This window comes from Halobellus sp. GM3 (assembly GCF_052545375.1).
Genome location: NZ_JBQWLT010000002.1, coordinates 472,552 through 487,423 on the forward strand (window position 1 = coordinate 472,552; position 14,872 = coordinate 487,423).

General features: G+C 66.8%; 18 protein-coding genes and 3 tRNA genes. 6 read left to right on the forward strand and 15 right to left on the reverse strand.

From position 1 onward, the window contains the following. Nucleotides 1–2: 2 nt before the first annotated feature. The 9 genes from ACT3HL_RS05140 to ACT3HL_RS05180 form a co-directional block, all read right to left on the reverse strand. A complete protein-coding gene (locus ACT3HL_RS05140; protein ID WP_445085735.1) occupies nucleotides 3–401 on the reverse strand; it encodes a 30S ribosomal protein S9 in 399 nt (132 codons plus the stop codon). Further along, nucleotides 395–832, reverse strand: a complete 438-nt coding sequence (locus tag ACT3HL_RS05145) for a 50S ribosomal protein L13 (protein ID WP_445085736.1) — start codon at nucleotides 830–832, stop codon at nucleotides 395–397. Before ACT3HL_RS05145 ends, ACT3HL_RS05140 begins: the two co-directional genes overlap by 7 nt. Continuing rightward, entirely contained in the window at nucleotides 829–1,179 is a 351-nt protein-coding gene (locus tag ACT3HL_RS05150) for a 50S ribosomal protein L18e (RefSeq protein ID WP_445085737.1), read from the reverse strand. Before ACT3HL_RS05150 ends, ACT3HL_RS05145 begins: the two co-directional genes overlap by 4 nt. Before the next feature lie 149 nt (nucleotides 1,180–1,328). Continuing rightward, nucleotides 1,329–1,413, reverse strand: a tRNA-Leu gene (locus tag ACT3HL_RS05155). 173 nt (nucleotides 1,414–1,586) lie between these two features. Beyond that, nucleotides 1,587–2,369: a DNA-directed RNA polymerase subunit D gene (locus tag ACT3HL_RS05160; protein WP_445085738.1), complete on the reverse strand. Its 783-nt coding sequence runs from the start codon at nucleotides 2,367–2,369 to the stop codon at nucleotides 1,587–1,589. Between the two features lie 10 nt (nucleotides 2,370–2,379). Continuing rightward, nucleotides 2,380–2,775, reverse strand: coding sequence for a 30S ribosomal protein S11 (locus tag ACT3HL_RS05165; RefSeq protein ID WP_103990110.1), 396 nt, complete (start codon nucleotides 2,773–2,775; stop codon nucleotides 2,380–2,382). 1 nt (nucleotide 2,776) lies between these two features. Next, a complete protein-coding gene (locus tag ACT3HL_RS05170; RefSeq protein ID WP_445085739.1) occupies nucleotides 2,777–3,304 on the reverse strand; it encodes a 30S ribosomal protein S4 in 528 nt (175 codons plus the stop codon). Nucleotides 3,305–3,307: 3 nt separating this feature from the next. After that, nucleotides 3,308–3,841 (reverse strand): 30S ribosomal protein S13, encoded by a 534-nt coding sequence (locus ACT3HL_RS05175; RefSeq protein ID WP_445085740.1) that lies wholly within the window; start codon nucleotides 3,839–3,841, stop codon nucleotides 3,308–3,310. Between the two features lie 23 nt (nucleotides 3,842–3,864). After that, nucleotides 3,865–3,949 (reverse strand) — tRNA-Ser (locus ACT3HL_RS05180). Between the two features lie 231 nt (nucleotides 3,950–4,180). On the opposite strand from ACT3HL_RS05180, the gene ACT3HL_RS05185 reads away from it, so the two are divergent. Beyond that, nucleotides 4,181–4,564 (forward strand): thioredoxin domain-containing protein, encoded by a 384-nt coding sequence (locus ACT3HL_RS05185; RefSeq protein ID WP_445085741.1) that lies wholly within the window; start codon nucleotides 4,181–4,183, stop codon nucleotides 4,562–4,564. Between the two features lie 80 nt (nucleotides 4,565–4,644). Here the strand turns inward: ACT3HL_RS05185 and ACT3HL_RS05190 are convergent, their stop codons facing one another. The 3 genes from ACT3HL_RS05190 to moaA form a co-directional block, all read right to left on the reverse strand. Continuing rightward, nucleotides 4,645–4,848, reverse strand: a complete 204-nt coding sequence (locus tag ACT3HL_RS05190; RefSeq protein WP_445085742.1) for a hypothetical protein — start codon at nucleotides 4,846–4,848, stop codon at nucleotides 4,645–4,647. Nucleotides 4,849–4,931: 83 nt separating this feature from the next. Continuing rightward, a complete protein-coding gene (locus ACT3HL_RS05195) occupies nucleotides 4,932–5,654 on the reverse strand; it encodes a glutamine amidotransferase-related protein (RefSeq protein WP_445085743.1) in 723 nt (240 codons plus the stop codon). Between the two features lie 190 nt (nucleotides 5,655–5,844). Then, a complete protein-coding gene (gene moaA, locus ACT3HL_RS05200) occupies nucleotides 5,845–6,816 on the reverse strand; it encodes a GTP 3',8-cyclase MoaA (RefSeq protein ID WP_445085744.1) in 972 nt (323 codons plus the stop codon). A gap of 147 nt (nucleotides 6,817–6,963) precedes the next feature. Between moaA and ACT3HL_RS05205 the strand changes: the two genes are divergently transcribed. The 5 genes from ACT3HL_RS05205 to ACT3HL_RS05225 all read left to right on the forward strand — a co-directional run bounded on the left by ACT3HL_RS05205 (nucleotide 6,964) and on the right by ACT3HL_RS05225 (nucleotide 11,298). Beyond that, nucleotides 6,964–8,010 carry a P-loop NTPase gene (locus ACT3HL_RS05205; protein ID WP_445085745.1) on the forward strand — a complete coding sequence of 349 codons (1,047 nt, stop codon included), beginning with the start codon at nucleotides 6,964–6,966 and terminating at the stop codon, nucleotides 8,008–8,010. Nucleotides 8,011–8,012: 2 nt separating this feature from the next. Beyond that, the gene (locus ACT3HL_RS05210) at nucleotides 8,013–8,648 is read left to right on the forward strand and encodes a uracil-DNA glycosylase family protein (RefSeq protein WP_445085746.1); all 636 of its coding nucleotides are present in this window, start codon (nucleotides 8,013–8,015) and stop codon (nucleotides 8,646–8,648) included. An 88-nt stretch (nucleotides 8,649–8,736) separates the two neighbouring features. Next, entirely contained in the window at nucleotides 8,737–9,504 is a 768-nt protein-coding gene (locus ACT3HL_RS05215) for a DUF2064 domain-containing protein (protein WP_445085747.1), read from the forward strand. 112 nt (nucleotides 9,505–9,616) lie between these two features. Further along, a tRNA-Ser gene (locus tag ACT3HL_RS05220) sits at nucleotides 9,617–9,700 on the forward strand. 356 nt (nucleotides 9,701–10,056) lie between these two features. Then, complete coding sequence (locus tag ACT3HL_RS05225) at nucleotides 10,057–11,298, forward strand: RNA-guided endonuclease TnpB family protein (protein WP_445085748.1); 1,242 nt, start codon at nucleotides 10,057–10,059, stop codon at nucleotides 11,296–11,298. A 389-nt stretch (nucleotides 11,299–11,687) separates the two neighbouring features. Here ACT3HL_RS05225 and ACT3HL_RS05230 read toward each other — a convergent pair whose 3' ends face one another. The 3 genes from ACT3HL_RS05230 to ACT3HL_RS05240 form a co-directional block, all read right to left on the reverse strand. Further along, a complete protein-coding gene (locus ACT3HL_RS05230) occupies nucleotides 11,688–12,098 on the reverse strand; it encodes a hypothetical protein (RefSeq protein ID WP_445085749.1) in 411 nt (136 codons plus the stop codon). Nucleotides 12,099–12,252: 154 nt separating this feature from the next. Next, the gene (locus ACT3HL_RS05235) at nucleotides 12,253–13,377 is read right to left on the reverse strand and encodes a hypothetical protein (protein WP_445085750.1); all 1,125 of its coding nucleotides are present in this window, start codon (nucleotides 13,375–13,377) and stop codon (nucleotides 12,253–12,255) included. 88 nt (nucleotides 13,378–13,465) lie between these two features. After that, nucleotides 13,466–14,845 (reverse strand): DUF7345 domain-containing protein, encoded by a 1,380-nt coding sequence (locus tag ACT3HL_RS05240; RefSeq protein WP_445085751.1) that lies wholly within the window; start codon nucleotides 14,843–14,845, stop codon nucleotides 13,466–13,468. Nucleotides 14,846–14,872: the final 27 nt, after the last annotated feature.

Genomic DNA, 14,872 nt, shown 5'->3' on the forward strand with positions numbered 1-14,872 from the left:
CCTCAACGGTAGGACTTCTGATAGCGCGCTCGTGCACCGGGTCCGCCCCACTTCTTGGGCTCGGACTGCCGCACGTCGTTGACGAGCAGCGACCGGTCGAACTCCATGTACGCGTCGCGGAGTTCGGCGTCGTTGAGATGCTGCACCAGCCCGCGGGCGATCGCCGTCCGCGTGGCGTCGGCCTGTCCGGCGAAGCCGCCGCCGGAGACGCTGACGTCGATGTCGACCTGCGAGCGGAGGTCCTCGCCGGCGATGCGGAACGGCTCCAGCATCTTCAGGCGAGCCATCTCCGGCTCGACGAGTTCGACAGGCTGGGAGTCGATTCGGACGCGACCCTCGCCGTCGCGCACGGTGGCGCGGGCGACGGCCGTCTTCTTCTTGCCAGAGGTGTTCGTTACCATGTGACTTTCGCACCCAGTTTCTCGGAAATCTCTCCGAGCGAGAGGAACTTGATGTTCGAGAGGCGGTCGAGCGTGGTGTCCTCGAGCGCCTCGCCCTCGTCGTCGAACGGGTTACCGACGTAGACGCGGACGTTCGCGAGCGCCTCGCGACCGCGGTGTTTCTTGTACGGAACCATCCCGCGCACCGCGCGCTTGAAGATGCCGTCGGGACGCGTCGGGTAGTGCGGCCCGCGGTCGGATCCGACGTCCGCTCGCTTGCGGTACGTGGCCATAATGTCGTCCTCGGAGCCGGTAATCACGGCGTCCTCGGCGTTGACGATCGCGATCCGCTCGCCGTCCAGTGCGCGCTGTGCGACCTGCGTGGCGACGCGGCCGACGATGCAGTTTCGCGCGTCGACGACGACGTCGGCGTCGAATTCGGCGAGGCTCATCGAATCACCCGTACGTTGCTTCCGTCGGGGTTCTCCTCGACGACGCGTTCGAGCGCCACCGTGTCCCCGACCTGTTCGATCTTGGTTCGAGCGGACGACGAGAAGTCGACCGCCGCGACTGTAACATTCTTTTGCAGCGCACCGCTTCCCAGCACCTTGCCGGGAACGACGACGGTCTCGTCCTCGCGTGCGTATCGTTCGATACGCCCGAGGTTGACCTCCGCGTGTGTGCGCCGCGGCTTCTCCAGACGGTCCGCGACGTCCTGCCAGACGTTGGCACCGGACTCGCGAGAGACCGCCTTCAGCTCGGCGATGAGACTGCTGAGTCTCGGATTCGTCTTACTCATTGTGTACCTCCTGAGAAAAAACGGAGTGCAGAGAGCAGGATTTGAACCGCCGGGTGACGATCGGCCTCGCTTCGCTCGGCCGCTGCGACCCCCGTGGCGCAAATCTGCACGCTGCACCGGCGGCTCGCCCGTTCGGACGAGCCGAAAAGTGCAGGGAGCAGGATTTGAACCTGCGGACCCCTATGGGACAGCGCCCTGAACGCTGCGCCGTTGGCCAGACTTGGCTATCCCTGCTCGCACTCCGTTCTACTGCGTGCCCCTTCAAACTCCTTTCGGTCTGGCGACGCCGTCCGCCGGACTGCCGGACCGCATCGGGCGCGCCGCTCGTCGTCTGCGACGACGGCGACGCCGACGGTGCCGGCGAGGCGGGCGAGCGTCGGGTGGTGGGTGAAGGGGCAGACATCGTACTATATCGCGATTTTGTCTTCGAGTTCGGCTGCGCGGTCGCCGAGCGATCCGACGGCGCGCAGGACCAGTTCTTCGACGCTGAAGGAGCCGTCCGTCTCCACGTGGAAGACGAACGCCTCGGACACGTCGTGTACCTCGACCTCTTTGCCGGGGTACCGGTTCGTGAGGTCGTTGTCGAACGCGTCCGTGGGGACGAGATCGCCGTCTTCGGCGCTCCCGTCGGCGGCGTGTTCGGCGGCCGCCTCCTCGATCACTCCGCGAAGGATGTTCGGCTCCTGATCGTCGAACTCGCCGGCGTCGCCGACGACTTCGACGCGCTGGAGGTGGCGGTAGCCGACCGAGACGCCGCCTTGGTGTTTGGCGTGCGCCTTGCCGGCGTCGAGTACCGCGTCCGCCTCCAGTTCGAGGCGCTGGTTCTCCTTCAGCTCGATGATCGGGACGTTCTCGTCGGCCGGTTGGACGAGCGCGTCGGACGACTCGAGGTCGCCCGAGTACGCGGTGGCCGGCCCCTTGACGTCGAGTGCGAGGGTGACGGTGTCACCCGCCTCGAAGTCGTCGAGGGGCGTCGTCAGCGGGACGAGCCCCAGACGGAGACCGATCATCTCGTCGAACATCACCGACGTGTTCTCGACGAACCGGACGGTGTCGATACTGAACGTCGGCACGTCGGCGACCATCGCCCGGCGGATGCCGTTGGCGACGGCCGGCGACGCGCCGCGGACCAGAAACCGGGCCTTCCGGTCGCCGCGTTCGATGAACTCGACCTCGAAATCGTTGGTCATGTGTTAATCCTCAGAGTCGGCTGTTTTTGGGCGCACGCGTCCCGTCGTGCGGGATCGGCGTGACGTCCTCGATGCGGCCGATCTCGAGACCGGCGCGTGCCAGTGCGCGAATCGTCGCCTGCGCGCCGGGACCGGGGCTCTTGTTGTCGTTCCCGCCCGGACCGCGGACGCGAACGTGGAGGCCCTCGATGCCGGCCGCCTTGATCTCCTCGGCGACTGACTCGGCCATCTGCATCGCCGCGTAGGGCGACGCCTCGTCTCGGTTCTGCTTCACCACGGCGCCGCCGGACGACTTTACGATCGTCTCGGCGCCGGTCAGGTCCGTGACCGTGATGAGCGTGTTGTTGAACGACGCGTGGACGTGGGCGATTCCCCACTTGTCCCTGGTTGTCTCGGATTCGCTCATGTTATTCCTGTCCCTCCGCGCGTTCGGGGTGGAGTTCGTCCGCGAGCGGACTCGTTCCGTCGAACGTGATCGCGTCCTCCTCTCGGACCTCGACCGTCTTCGACGGGCGCGTGACGCGTGCGCCGTCGACGACGACGTGACCGTGCGTGATGAACTGCCGCGCCTGCTTTGGCGTGCTCGCGAGCCCCTGCCGGTACGCGACGGTCTGCAGTCGGCGCTCGAGGATGTCGGTGACGTCCAATCCGAGAACGCGACTGATGTCGTCGCTCTCAGAGAGGATGCCGTACCGGCGGAGTCGGGTGAGGAACTCCTCGCCGGCGGCCTCGGCGGCGTCAAGGTCGCCCTGCGCGTCGCCGATGAGCCGTCGGGCCTCCCGTCGGTAGTTCCGGAGCTCCGACTGCGCGCGCCAGAGCTCTTCTTTGTTCTTCAGGCCGTAGCGGCCGAGCAGGTCACCCTCTTGGGCGATTCGCTCGCCCTGGAACGGGTGATTCGGCGTCTCGTACCGCTTGGTGTTGTTTCCGGTCGCCATTGGTTACTCTTCGTCGCCCTCCTCGGCGGCGGCGGCCTCCTCGGCCGCCTCCTCTTTGATCGCCTCGACGTTGACGCCGATCGTCCCCTCGGTCCGTCCGGTGGACTTGGTCCGCTGTCCGCGGACCTTCTGTCCGCGCTGGTGCCGGACGCCCTTGTAGGAGTTGATCATCTTCATCCGGTTGATGTCGTGGCGGCGTTTCTCTTCGAGGTCCGAGCCGGTCTCGTGGGTGGTCTCCCCGCTGAAGAAGTCGCTTCGGCGGTTTGCCATCCACTCGGGGATGTGTTGGTCGAAGTTCTGGACGACATCGACGACCGCGTCGATGTCGTCGTCGTCGAGCAGACCGAACGTCGCGTGTCGGTCCACATCCGCGGCTTCGGCGACGATGCGCGCCGTGCGCTTGCCGATACCCTTCATGTCTGTGAGACTCCGCTCTACCGTCTTCGTCCCGTCGAGGTCGGTGGCCCCGATACGAACGAAGTACTGGAGGTCTTCCTCCTCCTCTGGAGCGTCGTCCTGTGGTTCTTCTGCACTCATGACTTTCTGGTAAGTCCGACGAGCGTTGCGGCGGGGATTTGAACCCCGGAGGCTTGACGCCACAGAGTTAGCAACCCTGCGCCTTGGGCCATGCTTGGCTACCGCAACACACGATCTCGTACTGTCGCCCTCTCGGACTCGGGAGCTGGCCTCCCTGCAGCGTATTGCAGTCAGAACAAACCGTGGTCGCTACTTAAACATCACGATAGGGCCACGGACTGTGAGCGGCCCGCACGGGGGCGAATCGTGCGATCGGGACCCACGACAACCACTGGCGGGTGTGCGCCGCGCCGGACAGCGCGCCGACAGTATATCACGGTCGGGGACCAACTGATGTCTATGAGCACTGACGCGTCCGCCGCGGATTCGACGCCCGAACGACCCGTCCACCTCGACAGCGAAGCCGACCTCGACGCCTTCCTCGCGGCGCACGGTCGGGTCCTCGTCGACTTCTACACGGAGGGCTGTACGCTGTGTGCCAGCATCGAGCCAGTCGTCGGTAACGTCGCGCGCGCACACGAGGACCTTGCAGTCGCGACGATCAACCCCCGGGACGACCCGCCGCTGATCGAGCGCTTCGAGATCAAGAGCGCGCCGACGCTACTCCTCTTCGAGGACGGCGCGGTCGTCGGCCGACTGGCCAGCGGGTTCCAAGGCGGGGACGCCATCGACGCGTTCCTCGAGAATCCGGGCGGCGACGAACGGGCTACCGATAGCGCGTAAGCCGTCGGAGTCACCGTACTCGAGTGAGAATCACTCGTCGCGGCGTTCAAGCGTCCGTCGTCGCGGCGTCCAAGCGTCCGTTATTCTTCCGCGTACACGAGCGTCCGTCGGCACTCCGGACAGACGTAGGGAACCGGCGCGAGGACCTCGTCCGCTCGTATGCCGCTCAGAAACCCATCGTCGGCGGGAGCGACGATCGAGAGGGACCCGAGCGCGCTGGTCCCCTGTAACTCCATTCGTTCCAGCGGTTCCTCGCAGTCCGGACAGACCTTCTCGGAGGGCATACGTGCCGTCGGTCGTCTTCAGCCAAAAGCTCGGCGCTCGATCGGGGGTCGGGAGACGGTCGCTCGATCCGGGCCCCACCGGATCAGTCGGCGGTCGTCGCGGTCGGACCGTGCTCTGCGACGGCGAGGAAGTTCTCGAACACCCGCTTTGCCGCCTCCGACTCGGCGTGTCGTTCGGGCGTGGCCTCCGCCAGCGCCGCGTCGACCGTTGCATCGGAGACGCCCTCCTCGCGCTTACCCTCGATGACCTCCCGCGCCGTTTCGAGGTCGTACTCGGGGTGGAACTGAACGCCGAACGTGGGCCCCAGCGAGAACGCCTGGCACGACGTCTCGTTGCCCGCGAGTTCGACCGCGCCCGGCGGCAGTCGGAGCACCTCGTCCGAGTGCGTCTCGAAGGCGACGAACTCGCCCGGTAGCCCGGCGAACAGCGGCGAGTCGTCGTAGCGCTCGATGCGCCGGTACCCGAGTTCGTACGCGTCCATCGCCGCGACGCACCCGCCGAGCGACTGCGCGAGGAACTGATGGCCCCAGCAGACGCCGAGCATCGGCACGCCGAGTTCGTGGAGGTCGCGAACCAACTCGGCGAGCGTCTCCATCCACGGTTCGCGGTCGTAGACGGCCGTCTGCGATCCCGAGACGACGACGGCATCGTACGGCCACGAGCCGTCGGCGCCCGGCCACCCCGGGAAGTCGCTCTCGCTGACTTTGAACGCTGTGACCGACGCGTCGAGCTCGCGCCGGAAGTTGCGCTCGGCTGGGGTATCGCCCACCGAGGCGTCGAACAGGGCGACGTGGTGTTCACTCATACTCGTCCGTACGCCCCCGCGCCGCTTTAATATTGAGCAGAATGTCCACCAGCGCGCACAACCGGTGCGACGGACTGAACCAATCGCTAGCCCACTTCACAAGAGACGGTCACCGCACAATAGACACAGAAACCGTCGACGCGTTCAGCTGAGACGGCGGCGTCCGATGAACCGAGCCGGTGGGGACAGATCAGGAATGAGACAGCGGGGCGTCGATGTACGCGTCGTTGACGATCCACTCTCCGTCTTCGCGGACCATGTACTCGCCGTAGTATGGGACCCGCTTTTCGACCGTCTCCCTGAACGTCTCCCGGATCTCGTCTCGGGTCATCTCGCCCATCGATCGGAGGTCGTCGTTGCGGTTGAGACAGCCCTTGAGGTAGCCCTCGTGGGTGACGCGGACGCGGTGGCAGTTCGCACAGAAGTTCGGGTTCTCCACGGGGTCGACGATTTCGACCATCCCCTCGCCGACGTAGTAGCGCCGGCGGTTGTGCATCTCCCGGGTTTCGACGCGGTCGGCCTGCTCCTCGAGCCAGTCGTGGACGCGCCCGATGTCGATGTTCCACTCGGGGTGTCCCGTCAGCTCCGGCATGTACTCGATCAGCTGCAGCTGGAGTCCGGGGTTCTCGGCGACGTGTTCGACCATCCCCTCGACGTAGCCGGCGGTGTGTTCGAAGACGACCATATTCAGCTTCACCGGGTCGAGGCCGGCGTCGAGCGCGGCCTCGACGCCCTCGATGACTTTCTCGTACGCGCCGGATTTGGTGATCTCCGCGAACGCGTCCGGATCGATCGCGTCCTGCGAGACGTTGACGCGTTCGAGGCCCGCCTCCCTGAGCGCCTCGGCGCGGCCGGGAAGGAACGTCCCGTTCGTCGTCAGCGACGTTTCCATCGCGTCCGGCGTCCGTTCGATGATCTCCTCGAGGTCGTCTCTGAGCATCGGCTCGCCCCCGGTGAACTTCACCTTCCGGACGCCGAACTCCGAGACGACCTCGAGGAATCGGACGACCTCGTCGGCGGTCATCTCGTCGTTCTGCGGGTCCATCGGGCCGCGGGTGTCGCCGAGTCCCTCGTTGTGGCAGTAGACGCAGTCGAAGTTGCATCGGTCCGTCAGGGAGACGCGAACGCCGGACACCTCGCGCCCGAAGTCGTCTTCGAGCATCGTGGAATGCTTCGGCTCGACGCTGATAAATTCGCCGTCGTTCAGGGGCAATGCGTAATCGATACCAGTTACTCGCGGCCGTCTGCACCGCGTCGAGACACCGAAACCGTTCAAAACGCTTATCGGTCGTTCGCACCGACTCCGGGTATGAACGACGAAGCCGTCCGCGAGCGCCTCCGCTCGGTCTCGGACCCCGACCTCGGCGACGACATCGTCTCGCTCGGACTCGTCAACGCCGTCGACGTCGACGAGGACGCCGGCACCGTGCGGATCTCGCTCGCGCTCGGCGCCCCCTACTCGCCGTCGGAAACCGCGATCGCCAGCGAGATCAGAGACGCGCTGAGGGACACCGGATACGACGTCGACCTCACGGCGCAGATCCCCTCGCCGATCGATCCCGACGAGGACGTCCTCCCCGGCGTCGAGAACGTGATCGCTGTCGCCTCCGGGAAGGGCGGCGTCGGGAAGTCGACCGTCGCGGTCAATCTCGCGGCCGGCCTCTCGAAGCTCGGCGCGCGCGTCGGCCTGTTCGACGCCGACGTCTACGGTCCGAACGTCCCGCGGATGGTCGCCGCCGACGAGGCGCCGACGGCCGCGGACGATCAGACGATCGTTCCCCCGGAGAAATACGGGGTGAAACTGATGTCGATGGCGTTTCTCGTCGGCGAGGACGACCCGGTCATCTGGCGGGGGCCGATGGTGCATCAGCTCCTCACACAGCTCGTCGAGGACGTCCAGTGGGGCGAGCTCGACTACCTCGTGTTGGACCTCCCGCCGGGCACCGGCGACACCCAGCTGACCGTCCTCCAGACGCTGCCGCTCACGGGCGCGGTGATCGTCACGACGCCGCAGGACGTCGCCATCGACGACGCCCGAAAGGGGCTGGAGATGTTCGGCAAGCACGACACGAACGTCCTCGGCATCGTCGAGAACATGTCGTCGTTCCGCTGTCCCGACTGCGGGTCCGCCCACGACATCTTCGGGGCGGGCGGCGGCGAGGCGTTCGCCGCCGAGAACGACCTGCCGTTCCTCGGCGCGCTCCCGCTGGATCCGTCCGTCCGCACCGGCGGCGACGGCGGCGAGCCGGTCGTCCTCGAGGAGGGCGACACGGCCGACGCGTTCCGCGTGATGACCGAGAGCGTGGCCGACATGACCGGCGTCGTCCGCCGCCGCGAGGCGTCACAGCGGAGCTGAGCATGGACGCCGAACAGGACTCGCTGGCGAACCCGTTCAGTATGGACGCGGCGTGCCGAAACTGCGCTGCGCTCTGTGAGGCCCGAACGAACGTCGTCCACGGATACGGCGACGTCGGCGCGGAGTTCCTCTTCGTCGCCGAGCGGCCGCATCCCGGCGCCGATCGCACGGGCGTCCCGTTCACCGGCGACGAGACGGGCGAACGGCTCCAGCGGATCCTCGCCGAACTCGGGTTCGCGCGGACTGCGCCCGGCGCCGAGGAGCCGGACCTCCAGAACGCCTTCGTGACCTACCTCACGCGCTGTCACCACCCCGACCGCGGGCCGACGGACGAGGAGATCCGGACCTGCGAGCCGTACCTCAACGCCGAGGTGCGGATGATCAACCCCGAGATCATCGTCCCGATCGGCCAGCGGACGTTCGACGCGCTCGCGATCGACTACACGACGAAGCGCCCCGGCGACGTCGACGTCGATGCGGCGCACGCGACGACGATCCGCGGCCGCGGCTTCGAGCTAGTGCCGATGATCGAACTCGAGGCGCAGACCGACGAGCGGACCGACGCGTTCGTCGAACACCTGCTGGAGAACGTCTTCGCGCGCGACTACCGCCAGACGAAGGGCCGTCGCGGGCGCTAACGTCGGCGCGGGCGACGAACGACCGGTCCGCGGGTCGAGTCGTCCCGGAAACGCCGGGTTGAAGAGCGCAGACCGCCGAGAGACGCGTATGACTGTCGTCGCCGTTCTGGCCGAGCCGCCGCGTCCGGGACTGACACTGCCGCGACTCCCGGAGACGAGCCCGCTCTCCCCGTCGGAGGCCGCGGAGCTCTCGGAGGCGATGCTCCGGGACACGCTCCGGGCGGTCGAGCGATCCGGGGGCGAACTCCTCGTGAACTACCTCCCGGACGACCTGCTCCCGGAGGCGCACGTCGACGCCGACGAGTCCGCCGAGGCGGCCCTCCGATCGATCGCCGACGACACGCTGGAGGACCCCGATTCGGCGCGTTTCGAGGTGCAGGTCGGCTCGTCGCTCTCGGCGCGCGCGGGGAACACGATCTCGTATCTCCTGCGCGAGGAGGGCGTGCAGTCCGCGGCGGTCGTCCGCGGCGACGCGCCGTTCCTGCTCCGCTCGACCATCGATTCGGCGGCGATGAAGCTCCGCTCGAACGACGTCGTGCTCGGGCCGTCGACGGACGGTCGGGCCTACTACGCCGGTTTCCGGGCGCCCATCGACTTCGAGGGCGCGTTCACTGCGCCCGAACTGGAGACGCTCGTCGACGGCGCGAACGACGCCGACCGCGACGTCGGCTTCCTGCCGATGCAGCCGACGGTCCGGACGGGGTCCGATCTCGCGACGCTCGTCTCGACGATCCGCGCGCGCTGGCAGGCCGAGCGCGTCGTTCCCGGATACACCGCCGAGTTCGTCGTCGACGCGGGCCTGACCGTCGTCGAAAGCGACGGTGACGGATCGGGAGTGGCGCTCTCGCGGGACTGACGGGGGCAGCTGTCGTCGCCTCTCAGTCGAGGTCGCCTTCGGCGAACCGATCGCGGGGGGATCGATCGGGGACCGACAATTCTTAGACGGGTCGCCCGAAAGTACCGCTCGCGGTGGGATGGCAGAGCGGCCTATTGCGCCTGCCTTGAAAGCAGGTATCCTCACGGATTCCTGGGTTCAAATCCCAGTCCCACCGCGTTTTGTGAGGCCCATTCCCGTCGCAGCGGCGGCTGCGGCGGACACGTGAGCGAACACAACGAAATTTAGCTGAATTGAGGCGCTAAGCCCCCTTCCTCAGCGAGCGACCAACGGGAGCGAGCAGGGAGGGGATACAGCGCCGCATGGTTCTCAAACACGTTCCACGCTCGGCCCACAGGGCAACTCTTCACCAACATCATTATACGTGTAGCGTGCATACCGTGCATTACGGTGAAACGGAAGACAATCACCATTCGGGAGGACCAAGACGAGTGGATTGAGGACCAACACCTCAACCTCTCGTCGTTCGTCCGAGAGCAGTTGGACGAACTAATCGAGGAACGGGAGTAACGGATGTACTACGCCTACAAGTACCGCCTCAAGCCGTCCGACGCCCACCGCGAGGAGTTGGACCGTCACCGCGACATTTGTAGGCAACTGTACAATCACACGCTCTACCGCCTCAACGAGTACCAAGATGAACACGGCGAACTGCCGTCTATGACCACGCTTCGGTCGGAACTTCCCGACCTCAAGAAGTGGTGGGACGGCCTCTCCGACGTGTACTCGAAGGTCCTCCAAACCGTCGTGGAACGTCTGTTCGACAACCTCAGAAGCCTCTCCAAGCTCAAGGAGAACGGCTACGGCGTCGGCCAACTCAAGTGGAAGCCGCCACGCGAGTTCCGTAGTTTCACATACAGTCAGTCTGGCTTCAAGCTCGACAAGAAGGGCGGTCAGACTGTGCTGTCACTCTCGAAACTCGCGGACATCCCGATTCGGCTCCACCGCGCAATCTCTGACGACGCGACACTCAAACAGGTCACGGTCAAGAAGGAATCGACGGGCGAGTGGTTCGCTACGTTTGGCGTCCAAATAGACCGTAAACCGCCCGAACCACCTGAGCATCCCGAGAAATGCGTCGGCATCGACGTAGGGATTCTCAAGTACGCCCACGACACCGACGGCACGGCGGTCGGGTCGCTCGACCTCTCCGACGAGCGCGAACGCGTAGAGCGCGAGCAACGGAAGCTCTCGCGCAAACAGCACGGATCGAACAACTACGAGAAGCAACGACGGCGGGTCGCGGAGTGTCACGCGGACCTCCGACGAAAACGCCGCGATTTCTTGCACAAACTCTCGGCGTACTACGCTCGGGAGTACGACCTCGTGGTGGTTGAAGACCTGAACGTAAAGGGGATGATGGAATCACCGTCGAACAGTCGCAACACAGCGTCGGCGGCATGGCGAACGTTCCTCTCGTTGCTCGAATACAAATGCGAGCGTGAAGGAACGCACTTCGTCGCGGTCAACCCGAGAGGGACGACCAAAGAGTGCGCGTCGTGTGGTGTCTCGACAGAGAAGCCGTTGTGGGTCCGTGAACACTCCTGTCCCGCCTGCGGGTTTGAGGCGGACAGGGACGCGAACGCGGCGTGGAACATTCTTTCTCGCGGCCTCGAAGATATAGGAGTGGGATACTCCGAATCAACGCCTGTGGAGACTGCGCTCCCTGTGGATACGCCTGTATCTGCAAAGCGCGTCATCGAAGCAGGAAGCCCTACCCTCAAGGAGCGAACGGCGTCAGCCGTGAGCGAGTAGGGTAGGGTAGGGTAGTTCACCGCGCGAGCGGGAGCGAGCGCTATCGTCGGTACGCTGGGATTTGAGCAGCGAGCACCGCCTGCGGTGCGAGTGAGTTCAAATCCCGGTCCCACCACGTTTTGCGAGGCTCACCGGTAGAGGGCGGCTACCGCGTTTCGGAGGGCCGTAGAGGAGTGCGTCAGCGGGAGTGCCCGGTTGGAGGACCGTCGACCCGGCCGGGAGGGGGAAGGGGGGGGCGGACGGGGAGTGGGCCGGGTCGAATCCGATCGGGTGCGTGTCGCGTCAGCGGGGACTGATTCGCGGGCGGCCCAACCGGGGCACCTTCGACTACGCGGGATACCCACCTAAAGGCGGCTTTGTCTCAAAGAGCCGTTTTACATATCGATCGATCAGCGGCGCCCCGACGGAAGCAGGATCAGCGCGCCGGGAATCGACAGGGTCGCGAGTCGGAGCGGGTTCTCGCGGATGTCGAAGTCCGGATCGAGCGGCTGCCCCTGCACGTCGGTGATGCGCAGCGACGAGTAGTAGACGATCACGTGGGTGAGCGCGTACGCGATCGCGGACGGGACGAGAAGGGAGTACCGAACGCCGAACTGCGTGGCGAGGAGATCGAATACGATCGCCGTCGCCGACGAGACGGCGAGGAAATCGCCGACCTGGAGCGTGACGCCCGTGAACGCCGTGATCACGGTGTCGACCGTCGAGACCGTCGTCGGCGTGTAAATGAAGGCGGTGAAGACACTGGTGGCGACCAGTCCCATCCCCGCGAAGAACCCGACGATCGGGTACGCGTACTCCATCGGTTCCGGTGTAGGGGCGGGCTGATAATAATCCTCCCCTCCGAGTATCAAAGTTGAATGTGCGATGGCTCGCGCCGAAGCGGCGGTAGGCACGGCGCCGCTGGGGAGTGATAGCCGAACGAAACCGCCGGACTCTCACTCACCGCGGCGCGCGTTATCTGCGTGCCGGTGGGTCGCCGTTAGGGGCGTGCCCGCTGTTCCCGGGCGACCCGTCGTTGTCCCCGTCGCCGCCCTCGGGGCTGTCGGCTGTCGTGTCGTCGCTGTCGGTCGTCCCGGCTTCGGAGCCGTCACCCGCGCCGTCAGCGGCGTTCGGACCGTCGCCCTCGCCTCTGTCGATCCCGTCGCGGGTCGCGTTCCGCTCCTGTGCGTTGTCTCGGGCGCCCTCACCGGATCCGCCGCTGTCCTCGCCGCTGCCGTGTTCACCGGGGGCCGCCCCGGTCTCAGCGTCCCCCGACGGTCCGCCCGCGGAGGCGTTACCGCTCCGGCCGGGCGCTTCGCCCGCCTCGTTGCTGTCGCCCGGGGCCCCGTTCGGCCTCGGTGGGGCGTCCGAATCGCCGAGTCCCCGACCGGCGTTACCGCCCGCGATTCCGCGCGCGATCTCGGCGGTCTCGGGGCCGGAGAGGTTCCGCGCGTCGGTGCGGAGCCGTTCGATGTTCGTCGCGTTGATGCCGGCTCGCTCTCGGACCGCGTCCGGGAGCGACGACGCGGACTCGTTCGCCTGTTCGAGGCGGCGGTCCAGCGCGTTGATCTCGGCGCGTAGCTGCGCGCTCTGGGCGCGGTATCGCCCCTCCGAGATTTCGCCGGCGTCGCGGGCACGCTCCAGCTCCGCGAGGCGGTCTCTTAGTTCTGCGAGACGCTCCCGGCTGCCGTTCAGTTCGGCGGCGACGACGGAGGCCCGGGACTCGTTCGTCGCGGCGGCGGCGACCCGCTGGCCGAAGGCTCTCGAGTCGACCTCGCTTCTGACCTCCGTTCGCTGGACGGCGATGACGCCCGCCAGCCGTGCGCCGGGCTCGAGTCCGGCGGTGGCGTTCGATTCGTCGGTGTCGTTCGACTCCGACGTGGTGTTGTCCGCGGTACCGTCGTCGCCATCGCTCTCGGCGGTCGCGGTTGCGGACCTCGCCGTGTCGTTCGTCGGCGTCTCGGTTCCCTCGTCCTGCACCTGCGCCGTCGCTGCGGAGATGGCGTCCGATGCTTGCGCGGCGTTCGACGTCGCGGCGGCGACCGGGGCGGTTCCGATCACGACGACCAACGCGACGAGAAGCGCGAGTGCTGGCCTCATTAGTTCACCATTACGTCCAGACGAACATATACGTCCGCGATCCTCGCACCGATTTTGCCCGGATTAATCCGAGTTACGTCCGCGGCGTCTACGGGTCGCTCGGCCCGAACTCCTCGCCGGGGAGCACGAGCACGTTCTCGCGACCCAGTCGGAAGGCGTCCAGTTTGTCTTCATCGCGCATCTTCCGGACGACTTGGCTCGTCTTCGCGTCGGTCCACTCGAGCGTCTGTGCGACCTCCTGTTGTTTCATCCGACCGCCCTCGTGTTCGACGAGCGCGAGCACCCGCTCCTCGTTACTCAGCAGTTCGTCCTCCCACGGGCGGTCCTCCGCGGATGGGCCATCGTCACCGGGAGCACCCGCGCCCGCGCCAGAGCTCGCAGCCGCGAATCCGCCGCTGTCGGCCGGAGACGTGGCGTCGTCCGGGCCCCGCGGGTCGACGTCTTCGCCGGCTGCCGCGCTGTCAGTGTCGTCCTCAGCGGCCGAATCGCTCCCGGTGGCCGAATCGGCGGCGTCGGCCGACGCGGTGTCCACAGCGCCGGCCGCGTCGCCGGAAGCTCCCGCGTGTGCCGTGCTGTCAGTCCCCGATTCCGACGGGCCGCTGTCGGGTCCGGCGGACTCGGTCGCCGCCGTGTCGGAGCCGCCCGCCGCCGCCGCGTCGGACGACGACGGTCCGCGACGGGTGGAGACGATCCAGCCGCCGACTCCCGCCGCGACCACGAGCGCGAGAGCGACGAGTGCGAGCGAGGCCAGTCCCCCGTCGGATCCGCCGTCGGTCGCGCCGTCGCCGCCGGTCATCGTCTCCGTACCCCCGTCCGGCGGCTGCTCGGCGACGACCAGCGCCGGCTCGTTCGGGCCGAAATCGACGGGGCCGGTCCAGACCACTATCCGCGAGCCGAGGCGCGTGTCGTCGGGTTGGGGTTGCGCCGCGTCGAGGGCGTAGCCCTCGGGCCAAGAGAACTGCAGGGACGTCTCCTCATCGAGGAAGAAGCCCGCGAGCGCGTCGCCGGCCCGGATCTCGCCGCCGTCGACGGCCGCGAAGTTCGTCCAGACGAAGGTGTAGGTGACGATGCCGTAGTCCTGCGGGAGCTGCTGTCGCGTCGCGGTGGCCGAGACGTTCTCGATCCGCATCTCTCTGCCCGTCGCGTTCTCGGCCGCCGCGGCCGTCGACGACATGCGCTGGCCGAACTGCGATGCGTACCGCGTCTCGTTGTTCCGGATGTCATCGCGCAGCGAGAGGAACGCCTCGGTGGTGTTGTCGTCGTCGAGCCGCACCCGGTACTCGACCGTCCACGCCGCGGAGCCGTCCGAGCGGACGTCGACGTTCAGCGAGACGTCGTCGGGGTTGATCTGCGTGTCGGCGATGGTATCGAGCGTCTGTGCCGACGCGCCCGGAGCCGACGCGACGCCGCCGAGGAGCACGGCGACGACGAGAGCGACACGAGCGAGGCGCGCTGCGCGATCGGTCATCTCGTACCCACCTCGAAGCGGGGGGCA